Here is a 15,025-nt window from a genome sequence, read left to right on the forward strand (position 1 = left end):
GGTCTCAGCGCCCGGCCAGAAAGGCGCGCCATGACACCTGCATACACACCCGACATCATCGCGCCAATCGACGCGCCGTTTGAACGCGGGCCGCAATTGCGCTGGTTCGACGCCATGGACGATCCGCGCCTGAACGTCACCGCCGAGCTTATGGCGCCCGATTTCGTGACCGCTGCGAAAGCCCGCGCCCTGCCGCCCTTCGCCGTGCTGTTTCACGCGATCTCAGGCGCAAGCCTTGATGTGGACGCGTTTCGCTGGCGGTTGACCGACCAGGGCGAGCCCTTCCGGATCAATGCGCTGTTGCCCAGCTACACCGTGCAAAACACCCAAGGCCATGTGAACTTTTCCTACGTGCCGTTCACCGAAGATCTCGACGCCTTTGTGAAGGCCTACCACGCCGACAAGCACGAGGCGGAAACCGCGACCGGGATGCGCACCAATGTGAAGGCCGCGCCCGAGTGCGGCCAGCTCTACTGCACCGGCCTGCCCTTCCTGCGCTTCACCTCCATCGAGCATCCCCGCTCCGGCGGCGGCGCCCTGGCCGCCACGCCCAATATCGCAGCGGGCCAGTGGCGGCGCGAGGCGGAGGGTCAGCTCAGCCTGCCGCTGTCGGTCCAGACCCATCACGGCCTGGTGGATGGCGTTCATGTGGCCGCGTATTTCGACGCGGTGCGAGACAGGCTGGCGCGGTTTGTGGGCGGATAGTCTCAGCTGCTTTCCACGAAAAAGGGCGCGCCAGCTGGCGCGCCCTTTTTTGTTGTGATTTTGAGAAAATCTAGCGTTCGAACTTCTGGAACTTCACGCGCTTGGGCACCAGGGCGTCGTCGCCCAGGCGGCGCTTCTTGTCGGCCAGATAGTCGGTGAACGAGCCTTCAAACCATTCCACATGGCTGTCGCCTTCAAAGGCGAGGATGTGGGTGGCGATGCGGTCGAGGAAGAAACGGTCGTGCGAGATGACCACGGCGCAGCCGGGGAAATCTTCCAAAGCCGCTTCCAGAGCCGACAGCGTCTCGACGTCGAGATCGTTGGTCGGTTCGTCAAGCAGCAGCAGATTGCCGCCTTCTTTGAGCATTTTGGCGAGGTGGACGCGGTTGCGCTCACCGCCCGACAGAATGCCGACTTTCTTCTGCTGGTCGCCGCCCTTGAAGTTAAACGCGCCCACATAGGCCCGGCTCGCCACTTCATGGTCGCCCAGCATGATCATGTCATTGCCGCCCGAAATCTCTTCCCAAACGTTTTTGTTGGGGTCGAGCGCGTCGCGCGACTGGTTCACATAGCCAAGCTTCACGGTCTCGCCGAGGGTGACGGAGCCGTTATCGGGTTTTTCCTCGCCGACGATCATCTTGAACAGGGTGGTCTTACCCGCGCCGTTCGGACCGATCACGCCGACAACGCCGCCCGGCGGCAGTTTGAAGTCGAGATCATTGATCAGCAGGCGATCATCAAAGCCTTTCGACACATGGTCGAAATCCACCACATTGCCGCCCAGGCGCGGGCCCGGCGGAATGCGGATGACGGCGGTCGAGATCTTTTCCTTCTCGGCGGCGTCCCGCTTTTCTTCATAGGATTTGATACGGGCCTTGGATTTGGCCTGACGCGCTTTCGGCGCGGCGCGGATCCAGTCGAGCTCGCGCAGCAGGGCGCGCTGCTTGGCGCTCTCTTCGCGCGACTCTTGCGCCAGGCGCTTGGCCTTTTGCTCCAGCCAGTCTGAATAGCCGCCCTGATACGGAACGCCCTGACCGCGATCGAGCTCGAGCGTCCAGGTGGTGATCGCGTCCAGGAAGTAACGGTCGTGGGTGACGATCAGCACGGCGCCGGGATAATTCTCCAGATGGTTCTGGAGCCAGGCCACGCTTTCCGCGTCGAGGTGGTTGGTCGGTTCGTCAAGCAGCAGCACGTGCGGCTTGGACAGGAGCAGCTGACAGATCGCCACCCGGCGGCGTTCACCGCCCGACAAATTCGTCACGTCCGCATCCGGCGCCGGGCAGCGCAGCGCGTCCATGGCCATCTCGATCTTGGAGTCGATGTCCCAGGCGTCGCGCGCATCGACCTGCTCTTGCAGCTCGGTCATCTTCTCCATCAGCTCGTCGGAATAATCCTCGGCGAGCTGCATGGCGATGGCGTTGTAGGCGTCATAGATCTGCTTGTCTTCAGACCCTTCGATGACGTTTTCCCAGACGGTCTTGGTCTCGTCGAGCTTGGGCTCCTGGGGCAGATACCCCACGCGCACGCCCTTCTCCGCCCAGGCTTCGCCGGTGAAGTCGGTGTCCTGACCGGCCATGATGCGCAGCAGCGAGGATTTACCCGCGCCGTTGACGCCCACGACGCCGATCTTGGCGTCCGGCAGGAAGTGCAGCGAGATGCCGGAGAAGACTTGTTTCCCGCCGGGATAGGTCTTCGCCAGATTGTCCATGTGATAGACGTATTGATACGCGGCCATAGGCGTGCGCGCTCCATTAGCTGGGGGCTTTGTTCTAGCCGCACGCTATAGCGGGTTTGGGGGGGATGACGCAATGCAGCGTGTCGGGCGCGCACGTCGCCAGTATCAAGATTGTAATGTGATCTGACCCCTTCTTCATGTCAGGCTCCTCTCGAACTGGGGGAGACTGACATGAACGCCTTGCTCGTACTGGCGCTGGCCGCCACGCAGCAGACCGCGCTGCCGAATGCGCTGTCCATCACGCAAACCGGCGACGACTGGAGCGCGGTCACCCTCACGCTGAGCTTTGAGGCGCAGGCGGGCGACGCCCTGTCCCTGACCTTCGTGGAAAACTGGGGACCGGCGGAAAACCTGACCCAGCTGGTCAGTCATGTGCGCGTCAGCGGCCCGGGCGGCCCCCTCGCCCACACGCTTGAGGGCGCCGCGCTGACCGTGCCCGCCCTGCCCGAAGGCCCGGTTCTGGTGCGCTATGACATCGCCCAGGATTATGAGGGCGAGCCGCAATGGGGCGTACAGCGCCTGCCGGGGATGCGGCCCGTGCTGCAGCCAGACTACGCGTTTTTTGCAGGCGGGGCCGTGCTGCCCGGCTTTGACGCGCCGGTCGGCGATATTCGCGTCAGCCTGCCCGATACCGGCGCGTTCAACCGCCCGGTGAACGACACGGGCGGGAGCGCGCCCGTGTCTTATGCGGCGCTGACCAATGGCCTGTTTGCGTTCGGCGCCTTTCGCAGCGAAACAGCGGATGCTGCAGACCTTGAGCTGCGCTCGGCGATACGGGGCGACTGGGCGCTTGATGACGCGACGATCCATGAGGTCACCGCGCTGACGCTGGAGCACGCTTCGACGCTGTTTGAAGACCCCGCCTTTGATCAGTATTTTCTCATGGTGACGCCGCTGCCGGACCTGCCCCAGGGCTCGGCGGTGATCGGGTCGGGCTTTGATGAGGCCTTCTTCCTTCTGGCGACGCCCAACGCCGACCCCGCCAACCTCATCCATACGATCACTCATGAAGTGCTGCACGAATGGATTCCGCGCCGCGCCGGGCAAACCGACGAGGCGACCGACCCGTCCCGCGCCTGGTTCACCGAAGGCTTCACCGAATACTTCACCCAGCGCCTGCTCTTGCAGACCGGCCGCATCACGCTTGAAGACTATGCCGCGAACATGGACGCGCTCTGGACCGCCTATATGACGTCTGACGTGAACACCCTGCCTGCTGAAGACCTGAATGAGCGCCTGTTTGAAAGCGAGCAGACCGAGCGCCTGCCCTATCAACGCGGCGCGCTGCTGGCGCTGCACTGGGACACGATTTTAAAGGCGGAGGGCGATGAAGGCCTGACTCGCGTGCTCGCAAACCTCATTGATCGCGCTGACGCTCTGGAAGCGGACGGACGACCGCGCACCTTGTCAGACGAGGCGCTTCACGCCTCCCTACGCGACGCGCTCGGGGCGCAATTCGATACCGATTATCAGCGCTATATCGTGGAGGGCGGGCTGATTGATCTGCGCGCGCTGACCCTGCCGGAGTGTCTCGAAGCAGACGCCCACGCCCATCTGAGACTCAAGCCGGGTTCTGAGGCGCTAGAGGCGTGTGCGGCGGGGATTTCTCAGCCCTAATCCGGCCGTTCCACATTCTCGCAGGCATAGTCCGCGATATGGCCTGAGATGGACTCAGGGTCGATCGGGTCGAGCATATAATTGCGGTGGTCGGCGTTCATCTCGTCCACCGTATGGCCCTGGCCCAGATAGCGCACCAGGCCGGCGCGGCAGTCGATTTCGCGCTGGACGAAGGTCTCGCCCCGGCGCCCGACGCGACGGGTGACGATTTCCAGCTTGCCGCCGCGCACCGGAACCAGCATCAGCACATCATAGCGCGCCGCAGGGTCATTGGGCACTTCGATCACGGGGAAGCGTTGGCCTTGTGCGGTCGCCAGCACGCTGGCCGCAACAGCGATCAGGGTCAGACCCGGCATGAACCTCTCCCTTGAAGTCTCAAACTGCGATGCCTGCAAGCCTCTCAAAAGAATGCTTATGATCAGTTACGACGCCGCCCCGGCGTTTACCCCGGCGCCCTCACCCATTAGCGTCGCGCCCAAACTGACTTGAGAAGGGGAGCTCTCATGCGCCACGCCTTGTTCACCTGCGTCGGCCTTCTGGCCCTGGCCGCCTGTGCGCCGTCTACGGACACCGCTCAAACACCACCGCCGGCCGCCCCGGTCGATCCAGCAGCACTAAGCATTGACGACGTGTTCGGCAGCGCCAACCTCGCCGGCGCCACGCCGCGGGGCTTGCGCTTTTCCCCCGACGGCGAGCGGGTGACCTTCCTGCGCCCCAAGGATGACGACCGTACGGTGACCGATCTGTGGGCGATGAATCTCAGCGATGGCGAAGCCTACATGCTGGTGGATTCCGCGGTGCTGGCGCCCGATGAGCGCGAACTGTCGGAAGCCGAGATCCAGTATCGCGAGCGCGCGCGCATCTCCACCTCCGGCGTGGTCAGCTATGACTGGGACGAGACGGGCGAAGCGATCCTGGTGCCGCTCGACGGCGATGTCTTCTATGTGGACGTGAACACCGGCGAGGCCGAGCGCCTGATGCAGACCGAGGCGTTTGAAACCGACGCCCGCGTCAGCCCGGACGGCCAGTATGTCAGCTTCATCCGCGACCAGAATCTCTGGGTGCACAATCTTGCGACCGGCGAGGAACGCGCCCTGACCAGTGAAGGCGCCGGCGCGATCAGCTGGGGCGTCGCCGAGTTCGTCGCCCAGGAAGAAATGGGCCGCTATACCGGCTATTGGTGGAGCCCGGACGGGCAGTATGTGGCCGCAGCTCGCATTGACGAGACGCCGGTCGAGATCGTGCCCCGCTTTGGCATCAACGCCGAAGGCGTCACCGTCACCGATCAGCGCTATCCGCGTTCGGGCACGGATAACGTGCTGATCCAGCTGCATGTGATCGACGTGGCCACCGGCCAGCGCACCCGGGTCGATCTGGGCCCGGAGACCGACATCTATCTGGCGCGGGTGAACTGGAGCGCGGACAGCGGCACGCTCTACGCCCAGCGCCAGAACCGCGCCCAGACTGTGCTCGATATCCTGGCCGCCGACCCGATGACCGGCGAGACCGAGACGGTTCTGACCGAACAGTCTGACGCCTGGATCAATCTCACCAATGACTTCACCGCGCTCGACGATGGCGGCTTTCTGTGGACATCCGAACGCACCGGCTTTCGCCATGTCTATCATGTGAGCGCGGAGGGCGAGGCGCGCGCGCTGACCTCGGGCGACTGGGTGGTCGACGACCTCGCCGGCCTGTCTGAAGACGGCGCGACCGTCTATTTTGAAGGCTGGATGACGAGCCCCTTGGAGCGACACCTGTACGCTGTGCCGTTTGACGGCGGCGAGCCGGTGCAGATCACCGAAGGTGAAGGCCGCTGGAACGCCAGCCTCGGCCAGGGCGGCACGGGCTTTATCGGCAGCTATTCTGATCCCGACACCCCGCCCCAGACCGCGCTCTATGACATTTCCGGCGAGCGCGTGGCCTGGATTGAGGAAAACGCCATCGGCGAAGACCATCCCTATGCGCCCTTCCTGGACAGCCATCTGGTTCCCGAGTTTGGAACCGTGCTGGCCGATGACGGGGAGACCGAGCTCTACTGGTCGATGCTGAAGCCTGACCATTGCACCGCCGCTGATCCCTGCCCGGCCATCGTGCAGGTCTATGGCGGCCCACATGTTCAGAGCGTGTACAAGGGCTGGGTCGGCGCGCGCGACCAGCTGTTCGCCGATCAGGGCTATATCCTCTTCAAGCTCGACAATCGCGGCAGCTGGAACCGCGGCCACGCCTTTGAGGCCGCGCTGCATGACCGGATGGGCGGCGTGGAAGTGCGCGACCAGCTGACCGGGCTCGATTACCTTGAAGGCCTTGAGTTTGTGGATAGCGAACGGATCGGCCTGTGGGGCTGGTCCTATGGCGGCTACATGACCCTGATGACCACGCTGCAGGCGCCGGGCCGGTTTGACGCCGCGGTGTCCGGTGCGCCGGTGACCGATTGGGCGCTTTACGACACCCATTACACCGAGCGCTATATGGACACGCCGCAAAACAATGAAGACGGCTATTTTGAAGGCTCCGCCTTCGCGCATCTGGACGGGTATGAAACCCCGACCCTGATGATCCACGGCATGGCGGACGACAATGTGACGTTTGATCATTCCACCCGGCTCTACGCCGAGCTGCAGCAGCGCGGCGAGCTGTTCGAGATGATGACCTATCCCGGCCAGCGTCACGGCGTCCGCCCGCCCGCTTTGCAACGCCATTTGTGGACCACGATCTACGATTTCTTCGGTCGTGAGCTGTCTGAGGATGACGAAGAGTAGGTTTCAGAACTAACGAACGCGAAACCCCCGGAGCCAGCCTCCGGGGTTTTTGTTTGCGCTTCCAGTTTGTCATCCCGGACGCAGCGATCCGGGATCTACTGGAAACGCTCTGTCCTGATCACAAAGATTCTGTCAGCAGATCCCGGCTCAAGGCCGGGATGACGGCTGTAGAAGGATGACAGATAACCCCGTAACGCTTGTGCGCGTCCCTCTCCCATCTTTGAGGGGAGAGGACAGGTGAGGGGTGAGCGGCGCCTGATCCTGTAAGCGTGACCCTGGCTGAAACGCACCCCCTCACCCTGCCTCTCCCCCTTGTCCAAGGGGGAGAGGGGAAGCGCCGACAGCCCCGCGCGCAAACGCAAGGATGAAGCCAAATGACGGGTCGCGCGGGAGCGGGCCGTTTGTGTTGATGGTGTTCAGTCTTGAAAGCCAAACCCGGCTCCCGCGCTGGAGATGTTTTGTCGGGATCACCGCACGGAGACTTCTGCGCTGTCGCGCCGCCGGTGCAGTCGCCGCCTCATCAGACGCCGCCGCCCTGGACCGTACGATGATGACCCGCCTTTTTGGTCAGAGGGCGCGTCAGACCCTCTGTCCTCGGGACATCTCGCCCCTCCCAGCCTGAACGCGCCGGCCGCCCGCCCTGGAAGGAACGGCTGTGAGTATGGCTCAGCTTCGGGCGGGGGCGGATAAGTTTGCGGCTTACCCCCAAACTGAAACCCCGGCCCAGCGCAGCGCAGAGCCGGGGCCTTCATCAGGATGAGGCGCTTTTCGCGGAGGGAGGTCCCGGGTCTTCGCGATGCTCGCCCGGGACTTCACCCCAAATGCCCCTAACCCGCGCGTTCTTCCAACCAGAGATCAAACCGGTCCTGCCCCCAGTATTTATTGGGCCCCTCGATCAGGAAGGGCACGCCGAACACGCCGTCCGCCTGGATCTGCGCGCGCTGGTCCTTGATCACTTGCGCCAGGCTGGCGTCCGCGTTGATGGCGTCCGCGTCAAAGCCGTTCCAGTCCACGCTCTTCGCGGCTTCGGCGAGCACGTCCATTTCGGAAATATTCTTCCCCGCCCCCCAGCGCGCATCGGACACGGCGAGCGCGTAGTCGAGCCCTTTGCCCGCTTGTTGCGCAGCGAGAAAACTGAGATTGGCGAGGCGATAATCGGGGTCAAACGGATCGGGCAAAGCGAGCGGCAGGCCCATCCGCACAGTCATGCGGAACACGTCCTGCTGGTAATAGGCGAGCTTGTACTTGTTGCGCGTCGGATCAGCGAACTCAGCATCCTCGGGCGGGCCGGTGAACAGGATCAGATCACCGTCAAACCCGGCGCGCGCCAGCTTGTGCAGGCCGAGGCGTGAATACGGGCTGCGGAAGGCGAAATAGCAGCGCAGCCCGGTCTGGGTGTCGGTGTCGGCGGTCGTGTCATTCATGTCGCAATATCCGGGGGTTCAGAAGAAATCTCTGGCTTCGAGCTTAACAGCCACACCGCGGAGCGCTAACGTTCTGTTAACGCCTGGACGCATGCACGCCATTCATAATTGCATGACGCCACAAGGTGCTCAGGGTGCGCGGCCTGAGGGGGCTGAAGCCGAGGGGAAATACGGCGATGACGTCTGAAGTCATGATCATGAACCGGCAGGCTGTCGTGCTGGCGGCGGACAGCGCCGTCACCTATGGCGGCGGGCCGGGCTCGGTCGTCACGCTGGAGGCCGAGAAGATCCTGCAGCTCGGGCCGAACATGGCGCTGATGGTGTATTCGCGCGGCGATGTGCTGGGCCGCTCCTGGTCGCATATCGCCCACGCCTTCAAACGCGCCCATGGCGACCATGACTTTGACAGCGTCCAGGCCTGCGCCGACGCGTTCTTCGCCTTCATCGACCGCAACCGGGCGCTCTTTCCTGAAAAGGAGGAAACGGAAGAGCTGGAAAGCCTGATGCGGGCGGCCATGCTGACCGTGCTCAACCATGCCCGCAGCCTGCGCCATCATGCGCCGGGCGAGTATGGCGATGACAACGCCGCGTTCGAAGGCGCGCTGGATCTGTATCGCGCGCACCTTCTGCAAGATGACGGCGGAGCGGAGCGGGCCAATCTGGACGTCTTTGCCGAGCTTGACCGCGACCGCTTTTACGAGCGTTACGCCGCCATGCTGGACAGCCTGATTTCAGACGCGCTTGGTCCGTTCGGCATGCAGGAAGGGATCCGCAACAAGCTGTTTGACTTCGCCTATCTGATCGTCACCAAGCCCGCCTTCCTGGAGCCCTATGCCGGGCTGGTGTTTGCAGGCTTTGGGGAAAGCGACGTCTTCCCGGTCTACAGCCATTACTACGCCTCGATCCTGGTGGACGGCGTGATGAAGCGCGCCCATGACGAAACCACTCAGGTCGGCGTTGAGAACGGACCGAACGCGTTCTTGCGCACCTTCGCTCAAGCCGAGATGACCCACGCCTTCCTGCGCGGGGTTCACCCCTATCTGTTTGACGTCATGGCGTCGATGAACATGGTGACCAATGAAGCCGCCAGCGAGGTCGCGCTTCGAAAAGCCGGGCTCGACGACGACACGGTGGACGCGGTGATGAGCGAGCTGCGCGATTCTGAATTGCTGTCCCTGTCAGCGGAATTCATCCACACGGCGCGCACGATCTCGCAGGAAGAATTTATCGACCCGTTCATCGCCGTGGTGGCGGCCTCTGGCAAAAAGCAAATGGGGGAGACCGCCAAGGCTTTGGTGGAACTCAACATTCTCAAAAGCGACCTGCATCAGACCCAGACCGGAGTCGGCGGCGAAGTCGACGTCGCGATGATCTCGCGCACCGGGGGGTTTGAGTGGTATGCTAAGAAATCGTAAACTCCTTCACCCTCGCAAACCCCTCAGGAGGCGATGATGAGTGCAGACCCCACCCGTTTGAACATCGAACGCGCCCGAGAAGCTTTGGCCCGCGCCAGACTGGACGATGTGGCGTCGGCTGTGCGGGCGCCGCGCCCGGCCGACCTCTCCCGCCTTGAGGAACACCAGGCGCGCGCCGAGACGCTCAGCGACCGCGCCGAAGACTTCCGCGCCTCCGTACGCACCCGGCTGGGCCTGGGCGAAGCGTCTGGCGGCTCCATGAGCTACGCTCACAGCGCCAGCAGCGCCACGGGCATGGACGCCGCTTTGTGCGACGCCGAAATCTGCGCACCGGCCCCGCCGCGTCTGGGTGAAGCGCCGCAGTCCGCCAGCCCGAAAGCCACGGACCAGCAGCAGGCGACCCCGGTCACGCCGCCGGTGCAAGCGCAGCCCGGCGAAACCCGGCGCCGCAAATTCCTGGGATTGTTCTAGGCGGTCAGAAGCGTCTTGCAGATCGCTTCAAGACCGGCCTGATCGTCACCGTCAAAGGCGTCGAGCTCGGCGGAGTCCACATCAAGGACCGCCGCCAGCTGCCCGTCCGCGTCAAACACCGGCACGACGATCTCTGATTTCGACCGGCTGTCGCAGGCGATATGGTTGGGGAAAGCCTCCACATCAGGGACCAGCTGGGTTTCGCCCGTCGCCGCCGCCGCGCCGCAGACGCCGCGGCCGAACGGAATGCGCAGACAGCCCAGCGTGCCCTGATACGGGCCGACGACCAGCTCATTAGGCTTCAACGGATCGACCACGTAAAACCCGGTCCAGAAAAACCGCGGGCCGAAATTATGCGCCAGAAGGCAGGCCGCCGTCGCGTAGCGGGCCGTATGACTGGTCTCGCCCGCGACGATGGCGGCGATTTCCTTGCCCAGACGGACATAGGCCTCAGCCTTGGTCTCGCCCTCTACGGCGGTGCTCATTTCCTCAGCCATGGCCGGCTCCTGCGCTGTCACACATTTCATTGGCGGCACATCTAATCGCGCATGGCGTCCGGCGCCAGCGCCGGGTCTGCAAACAATCGTGATCACACGCCGCTCACGCCTTCGTGCAAGCCTGTGTAGAGCGGTATGGGACTACTTCGTCTAAGCCTTGCCTGAACGACACTGATGTCGATGCAACAGGAGCAAGACCATGCGAAACGCAATCCTTCTGGCCGGCATGCTGGCCTTCACCGGCGCCGCCCTGCCGACGGGCGCAGCTCTGGCGGAAGACGCGGTCTATACGGGCCGGTTCAGCAACACCGCTGTGGGCGGGTATGACGCCGTCGCCTATCACACTGAAGGCGAAGCCGTGCGCGGTGATCGCGCGTACACGACGTCCTGGAATGGCGCGGACTGGCGCTTCGCCAGCCAGGCCAATCTGGATCTGTTCGTCGCGGACCCCGAACAATACGCGCCCGCCTATGGCGGCTATTGCGCCTGGGCGGTGTCTCAGGGTTACACCGCCAAGGGCGATCCCAATCATTGGAATATCGTCGATGGCGTTTTGTATCTGAACTATAATCGCGAGATCAAAGAGCGCTGGACCCAGGATATTCCCGGCCATATCGCGCAGGCGGACGCCAATTTCCCCGCCCTTTTGAGCGAATAGGAGACGATCATGCTGGGGATCAACCTTCGCAAACTGGCCGCCTATGGGCTCGGGATCTGGATATCGGCGATCTTTCTGGATTCCCTGCGCTATAAATTCACCGGGCATGAAACGCCTCAACATATCTTTGAAACCCTGCGCGACTGGTCCGGCATCGGGCTGTTTTACCCCGCCGGCCCCTGGATCATCGGGCTCGCGGAGCTGACGGCCGCCCTGTTGGTGCTGGGTATTCCCTTCGTGGTGATGCTGACCACGCGCAAACCCGGACACGCCGCCCTGAGCCAGAGCCTGGGCGGATTACTGGCGATGGGCGTGATGAGCGGAGCAATCGTGTTCCACCTGTTCACGCCCCTGGGCATTGAAACCCCGACGGCCTGGGCGGACGGTCAGCCGACCGAATGGAGCCCGGCGCTGTTCATCGCCGCTTGCATCACCTGGGTCGCTGGACTGATTGTGGTGGTGTTGCGTGGAGGCGAGGCCTTACGCACGCTGAAAGGATAGCCCGAGCCATGCCGACCGCCCCCGCCCCGACGCTTGAGACGCATGCGACAGACGCCCTGTTCGCAGCGCTCGAGACAGAGCTGGCCCTTGGCGCCAGCCGGGGCGCGGACTTGCTGGCGCCGCACGCAAAGGGCGGACTTGAACGGGCGGCGCGTCATTTGACGCAGACGGACGGCGCGATCGCCCTGTTCACCGGCTTTTACGTGGCCCATGCCGCCCAACCCGCCGCAGAAACCGACGGACCGCTGGCGGTCATGGCCATCGCCGAAGCGCTGCATGCGCTTGGCCGGGATGTGGTGGTGGTGACCGACACGCCCTGCGCGCCGGTGCTCGACCCGCTGATACGCGAGGCGGGCCTGCCTGGCTCCACTCTGTTGGCGCTGGACCACGCTGACAGCTTGCAGGACGAGCTCAACGCGCGCGGCGTGAGGACCGTTTTTTCCATTGAACGCCCGGGTCGGGCGATAGACGGGCGCTGTTATTCCATGCGCGGCCGCGATCTCAGCGCGCATACGCTGGCGTTTGACGCCGCCTTTCATCCCCGATCCGGTTTTATGCGGCTGGCTGCCGGCGATGGCGGCAATGAGATCGGCATGGGCGCCCTGCCCAAATCCGCGCTGTTCACCCATGTCGACCAAGGTCAGACCATCGCCAGCGCCACCGGCGCCGACGCGCTGATCATTGCGGGCGTCACTCACTGGACCAGCTACGCCCTCGCTGCGGCCATGGCCCAACTCGCGCCCGATCAGGCGCCCGTCTGGCGCGATGCGGTCAGCGATGTGCGCGAACACCACCGGCTCGCCGCCGCGCTCAAGGCTGGCGCGGTGGACGGCGTGACCGGGCAAGCGACGCCGACCATTGACGGCTTCGCCCTGTCGACGCATCTCGCCAAACGTGATGCGCTGTTCGCCGTGCCCCGCCCGGCCTAGGCCCTGCCTCCAGCCCGCCATGGGACGAAAACGCGCGATCGCCTTCATTTTGTGCAACGGCGCGCATGATTATTCCAACATCAGGCTGAATAACGCACACTTTCGAACCATCCATGTCCCTCTAGGCCGATAGACTGGTGACGAAGCACACCAGGGAAGACGTCATGACCGTACTGCGCTCCATTCTCACCGCCACCGTGTTCGCCTTGGGATGTAGCGCCGCCAGCGCGGCGCAGCCTGTCGTGCTGAACGCCAACACCGAGTTTGAAGGCGTGTTCGGGGGCCAGGCCGTGCGATATCAGGCGCTGGTCGAACGCACAGAAATCGAGGCGAGCGACGCCTTGCCCGCCGCCAGCCTGGTGACGACCGCATATCTGGCGGACACCCGCGCGGCGGCCGCAGAGCGCCCGGTGCTGTTCTTGTTCAATGGCGGCCCTGGCGCTCCGTCCAGCTGGCTGCACATGGGCGCGCTCGGGCCGGTGCGCATCAATGCGCCTCGCGATCCGCAAGCGCCGGTTCCTGAGCAAGCTGAAACGGTGGCGAACCCCCACACGCTTCTGGACATTGCAGATCTGGTCTTCATCGACCCGCCCGCCACCGGCTTCAGCCGGGTCACGAGCGAGGATGCAGACGAAGTGCTTCTGACCGTGTGGGGCGACGCACAGATGACCGCGCAGTTCATCACGGACTGGCTGGAGGCGCATGATCGCGCGCACTCTCCTGTCTACGTGATGGGCGAAAGCTATGGCACGATCCGCGCCAGCGTGGTCGCTGGACTGCTGGCTGAAACCCGTCCGCTGGACGGGGTGATCTTGATGGGCCAGGCGGTCAACATGATCGAGACCTCCCAGCGCGCCGACAATATCGTCTCCTACGCCACCAATCTGGCGTCTCTGGCCGCCATCGCCGCCTATCATGGCCGGGTGGATCCGCAAGGCCTGGACGTCGCCGGGTTCGTGGATCAGGTCCACGACTGGGCCATGACGGATTATCTGATGGCGCTGTCGCAAGGCTCGGCGTTGCGCGATGAGGAGCGAAACGCTGTCGCCCGACAGCTGCACGCCTATACCGGCGTGCCGGCGCAGTATTATCTCGACCATCGCCTGACCATCACCAAGGCCGCATTCCGCCAGGTTCTGCTGGCGGACACGGATGAACGCCTGGCGGTATACGATGCGCGCTACACCGCTCCCGCACCGCAGCCAGGCGAACGGCCGTCAGACCCGTTCGGCCCTGTGTCGAGCTGGATTCCGCAAGCCCTGACCGCGCATTTCAGCGAAACGCTGAGCGTGCCCCTGCCGATGAACGACTATCACTGGCGCGCGCCCAATGCATCGGACTGGCGCTGGCTTCCCACGGGCGGAATGGGCGGGCCTTTTGACGACTATAATTATGCGTCCCATCTCGAAGCGGCGCTGGCCGCTTCGGACGATTTCGCCATCCTGATCGGTACAGGCCGATATGACACGACCACCACTCTGGGACCGGCGCGCTACCTCGCTGACCATCTCGAGGGCGGCGACGGCCGCATCTGGCTGGCCGAGTATGAAGGCGGCCATATGGCCTATACCAACCCGGACGCCCTGGCGGCGATGAGTGCGGATCTCCGGCGCTTTCTCACGCGTTAACTCTACGGTTGAAAATCCTGCAGATTTTTAATTTGACGCATTGTTTATTCTCCCTTTCACTGAAACTCTCAAGTTTCAACTTTCATAGCGCCATAAGTCGATAAAGACATGCGCATGAAGAGGGGAGAAATTCGATGACGCCGAAACTGGACGCCATTGATGTGCGCATTCTGGAGCAGCTTCAGAAAGACTGCTCCATCTCCACCGCCGAGCTGGCCGACCGGGTCGGACTGTCCCAGTCCCCGTGCTGGCGGCGCATCCAGCGTCTTCGCGAAGAGGGGTTCATCAAGGCCCAGGTCGCGCTTCTGGATCCGGAAATGCTGGGTGTGAACCTGCATGTGTTCGCCCAGCTCAAAATCTCCTATCTGGCGGATGCGGACCGGCAAAAATTTGTCCGGGGCGTCATGTCCATTCCAGAAGTGGTGGAGTGCTACTCCATTCTGGGCGAGCGCGATGTCATGATCAAGGTCGTCGCGCCAGATATCAAATGGTATCAAGAGTTTATCTTCAACACGATCCTGAAGCTACCAGGCGTTGAAGATGTCAGCTCGATTGTGGCGCTCTCTCAGATGAAAAACACCACCGCCCTGCCCGTGCGGATCACAGAGGCATAAGCAATCGCATTCGGTCGTCTGAACGCGAGATTTTTCCTGCACCCGGGCATGGCTTCACGCCAATAGGCA

At 63.3% G+C, this 15,025-nt stretch carries 14 protein-coding genes; 10 read left to right on the forward strand and 4 right to left on the reverse strand.

Features of this window, described 5'->3' with window-relative positions; translation table 11 throughout:
- Positions 1-30 precede the first annotated feature (30 nt).
- Entirely contained in the window at positions 31-705 is a 675-nt protein-coding gene (locus tag ACTIGF_RS02240) for a CatA-like O-acetyltransferase (RefSeq protein ID WP_439635316.1), read from the forward strand.
- A gap of 70 nt (positions 706-775) precedes the next feature.
- On the opposite strand, the gene ettA is transcribed toward ACTIGF_RS02240, so the two are convergent.
- On the reverse strand, positions 776-2,440 hold the full coding sequence (ettA, locus tag ACTIGF_RS02245) for an energy-dependent translational throttle protein EttA (protein WP_439635317.1): 1,665 nt from the start codon (positions 2,438-2,440) through the stop codon (positions 776-778).
- Positions 2,441-2,611: 171 nt separating this feature from the next.
- On the opposite strand from ettA, the gene ACTIGF_RS02250 reads away from it, so the two are divergent.
- Positions 2,612-4,057: a M61 family metallopeptidase gene (locus tag ACTIGF_RS02250; RefSeq protein ID WP_439635318.1), complete on the forward strand. Its 1,446-nt coding sequence runs from the start codon at positions 2,612-2,614 to the stop codon at positions 4,055-4,057.
- Here ACTIGF_RS02250 and ACTIGF_RS02255 read toward each other — a convergent pair.
- The gene (locus ACTIGF_RS02255; RefSeq protein WP_439635319.1) at positions 4,054-4,413 is read right to left on the reverse strand and encodes a hypothetical protein; all 360 of its coding nucleotides are present in this window, start codon (positions 4,411-4,413) and stop codon (positions 4,054-4,056) included. The two genes, ACTIGF_RS02250 and ACTIGF_RS02255, sit on opposite strands and share 4 nt — an antisense overlap.
- Positions 4,414-4,560: 147 nt before the next feature.
- On the opposite strand from ACTIGF_RS02255, the gene ACTIGF_RS02260 reads away from it, so the two are divergent.
- Positions 4,561-6,819 carry a S9 family peptidase gene (locus ACTIGF_RS02260; RefSeq protein ID WP_439635320.1) on the forward strand — a complete coding sequence of 753 codons (2,259 nt, stop codon included), beginning with the start codon at positions 4,561-4,563 and terminating at the stop codon, positions 6,817-6,819.
- Positions 6,820-7,646: 827 nt separating this feature from the next.
- Here ACTIGF_RS02260 and ACTIGF_RS02265 read toward each other — a convergent pair.
- Entirely contained in the window at positions 7,647-8,243 is a 597-nt protein-coding gene (locus ACTIGF_RS02265) for a DsbA family protein (protein ID WP_439635321.1), read from the reverse strand.
- Positions 8,244-8,419: 176 nt separating this feature from the next.
- Here ACTIGF_RS02265 and ACTIGF_RS02270 point away from each other — a divergent pair, with 176 nt between their 5' ends.
- Positions 8,420-9,658 carry a hypothetical protein gene (locus tag ACTIGF_RS02270; RefSeq protein ID WP_439635322.1) on the forward strand — a complete coding sequence of 413 codons (1,239 nt, stop codon included), beginning with the start codon at positions 8,420-8,422 and terminating at the stop codon, positions 9,656-9,658.
- A gap of 36 nt (positions 9,659-9,694) precedes the next feature.
- The gene (locus ACTIGF_RS02275) at positions 9,695-10,129 is read left to right on the forward strand and encodes a hypothetical protein (protein WP_439635323.1); all 435 of its coding nucleotides are present in this window, start codon (positions 9,695-9,697) and stop codon (positions 10,127-10,129) included.
- Here the strand turns inward: ACTIGF_RS02275 and ACTIGF_RS02280 are convergent.
- On the reverse strand, positions 10,126-10,626 hold the full coding sequence (locus ACTIGF_RS02280; RefSeq protein WP_439635324.1) for a GAF domain-containing protein: 501 nt from the start codon (positions 10,624-10,626) through the stop codon (positions 10,126-10,128). The two genes, ACTIGF_RS02275 and ACTIGF_RS02280, sit on opposite strands and share 4 nt — an antisense overlap.
- Positions 10,627-10,825: 199 nt before the next feature.
- On the opposite strand from ACTIGF_RS02280, the gene ACTIGF_RS02285 reads away from it, so the two are divergent.
- The 5 genes from ACTIGF_RS02285 (at position 10,826) to ACTIGF_RS02305 (ending at position 14,956) form a co-directional block, all read left to right on the forward strand.
- Positions 10,826-11,284: a YHS domain-containing (seleno)protein gene (locus tag ACTIGF_RS02285; RefSeq protein WP_439635325.1), complete on the forward strand. Its 459-nt coding sequence runs from the start codon at positions 10,826-10,828 to the stop codon at positions 11,282-11,284.
- A 9-nt stretch (positions 11,285-11,293) separates the two neighbouring features.
- Positions 11,294-11,785 carry a hypothetical protein gene (locus ACTIGF_RS02290; RefSeq protein ID WP_439635326.1) on the forward strand — a complete coding sequence of 164 codons (492 nt, stop codon included), beginning with the start codon at positions 11,294-11,296 and terminating at the stop codon, positions 11,783-11,785.
- Between the two features lie 8 nt (positions 11,786-11,793).
- Positions 11,794-12,714 (forward strand): glutamate cyclase domain-containing protein, encoded by a 921-nt coding sequence (locus ACTIGF_RS02295; RefSeq protein ID WP_439635327.1) that lies wholly within the window; start codon positions 11,794-11,796, stop codon positions 12,712-12,714.
- A gap of 164 nt (positions 12,715-12,878) precedes the next feature.
- Positions 12,879-14,342 (forward strand): S10 family serine carboxypeptidase-like protein, encoded by a 1,464-nt coding sequence (locus ACTIGF_RS02300; protein WP_439635328.1) that lies wholly within the window; start codon positions 12,879-12,881, stop codon positions 14,340-14,342.
- A 134-nt stretch (positions 14,343-14,476) separates the two neighbouring features.
- Entirely contained in the window at positions 14,477-14,956 is a 480-nt protein-coding gene (locus ACTIGF_RS02305) for an Lrp/AsnC family transcriptional regulator (protein ID WP_439635329.1), read from the forward strand.
- Positions 14,957-15,025: the final 69 nt, after the last annotated feature.

Origin of the sequence: Oceanicaulis sp., from assembly GCF_051859625.1 — a bacterium.
Taxonomy (GTDB): Bacteria; Pseudomonadota; Alphaproteobacteria; order Caulobacterales; family Maricaulaceae; genus Oceanicaulis.

Coding starts and splice junctions, on each gene's coding strand:
- ACTIGF_RS02240 (WP_439635316.1), top strand. CDS start 31: ATGACACCTGCATACACACCCGACATCATCGCGCCAATCGACGCGCCG.
- ettA (WP_439635317.1), bottom strand. CDS start 2,440: ATGGCCGCGTATCAATACGTCTATCACATGGACAATCTGGCGAAGACC.
- ACTIGF_RS02250 (WP_439635318.1), top strand. CDS start 2,612: ATGAACGCCTTGCTCGTACTGGCGCTGGCCGCCACGCAGCAGACCGCG.
- ACTIGF_RS02255 (WP_439635319.1), bottom strand. CDS start 4,413: ATGCCGGGTCTGACCCTGATCGCTGTTGCGGCCAGCGTGCTGGCGACC.
- ACTIGF_RS02260 (WP_439635320.1), top strand. CDS start 4,561: ATGCGCCACGCCTTGTTCACCTGCGTCGGCCTTCTGGCCCTGGCCGCC.
- ACTIGF_RS02265 (WP_439635321.1), bottom strand. CDS start 8,243: ATGAATGACACGACCGCCGACACCGACACCCAGACCGGGCTGCGCTGC.
- ACTIGF_RS02270 (WP_439635322.1), top strand. CDS start 8,420: ATGACGTCTGAAGTCATGATCATGAACCGGCAGGCTGTCGTGCTGGCG.
- ACTIGF_RS02275 (WP_439635323.1), top strand. CDS start 9,695: ATGAGTGCAGACCCCACCCGTTTGAACATCGAACGCGCCCGAGAAGCT.
- ACTIGF_RS02280 (WP_439635324.1), bottom strand. CDS start 10,626: ATGGCTGAGGAAATGAGCACCGCCGTAGAGGGCGAGACCAAGGCTGAG.
- ACTIGF_RS02285 (WP_439635325.1), top strand. CDS start 10,826: ATGCGAAACGCAATCCTTCTGGCCGGCATGCTGGCCTTCACCGGCGCC.
- ACTIGF_RS02290 (WP_439635326.1), top strand. CDS start 11,294: ATGCTGGGGATCAACCTTCGCAAACTGGCCGCCTATGGGCTCGGGATC.
- ACTIGF_RS02295 (WP_439635327.1), top strand. CDS start 11,794: ATGCCGACCGCCCCCGCCCCGACGCTTGAGACGCATGCGACAGACGCC.
- ACTIGF_RS02300 (WP_439635328.1), top strand. CDS start 12,879: ATGACCGTACTGCGCTCCATTCTCACCGCCACCGTGTTCGCCTTGGGA.
- ACTIGF_RS02305 (WP_439635329.1), top strand. CDS start 14,477: ATGACGCCGAAACTGGACGCCATTGATGTGCGCATTCTGGAGCAGCTT.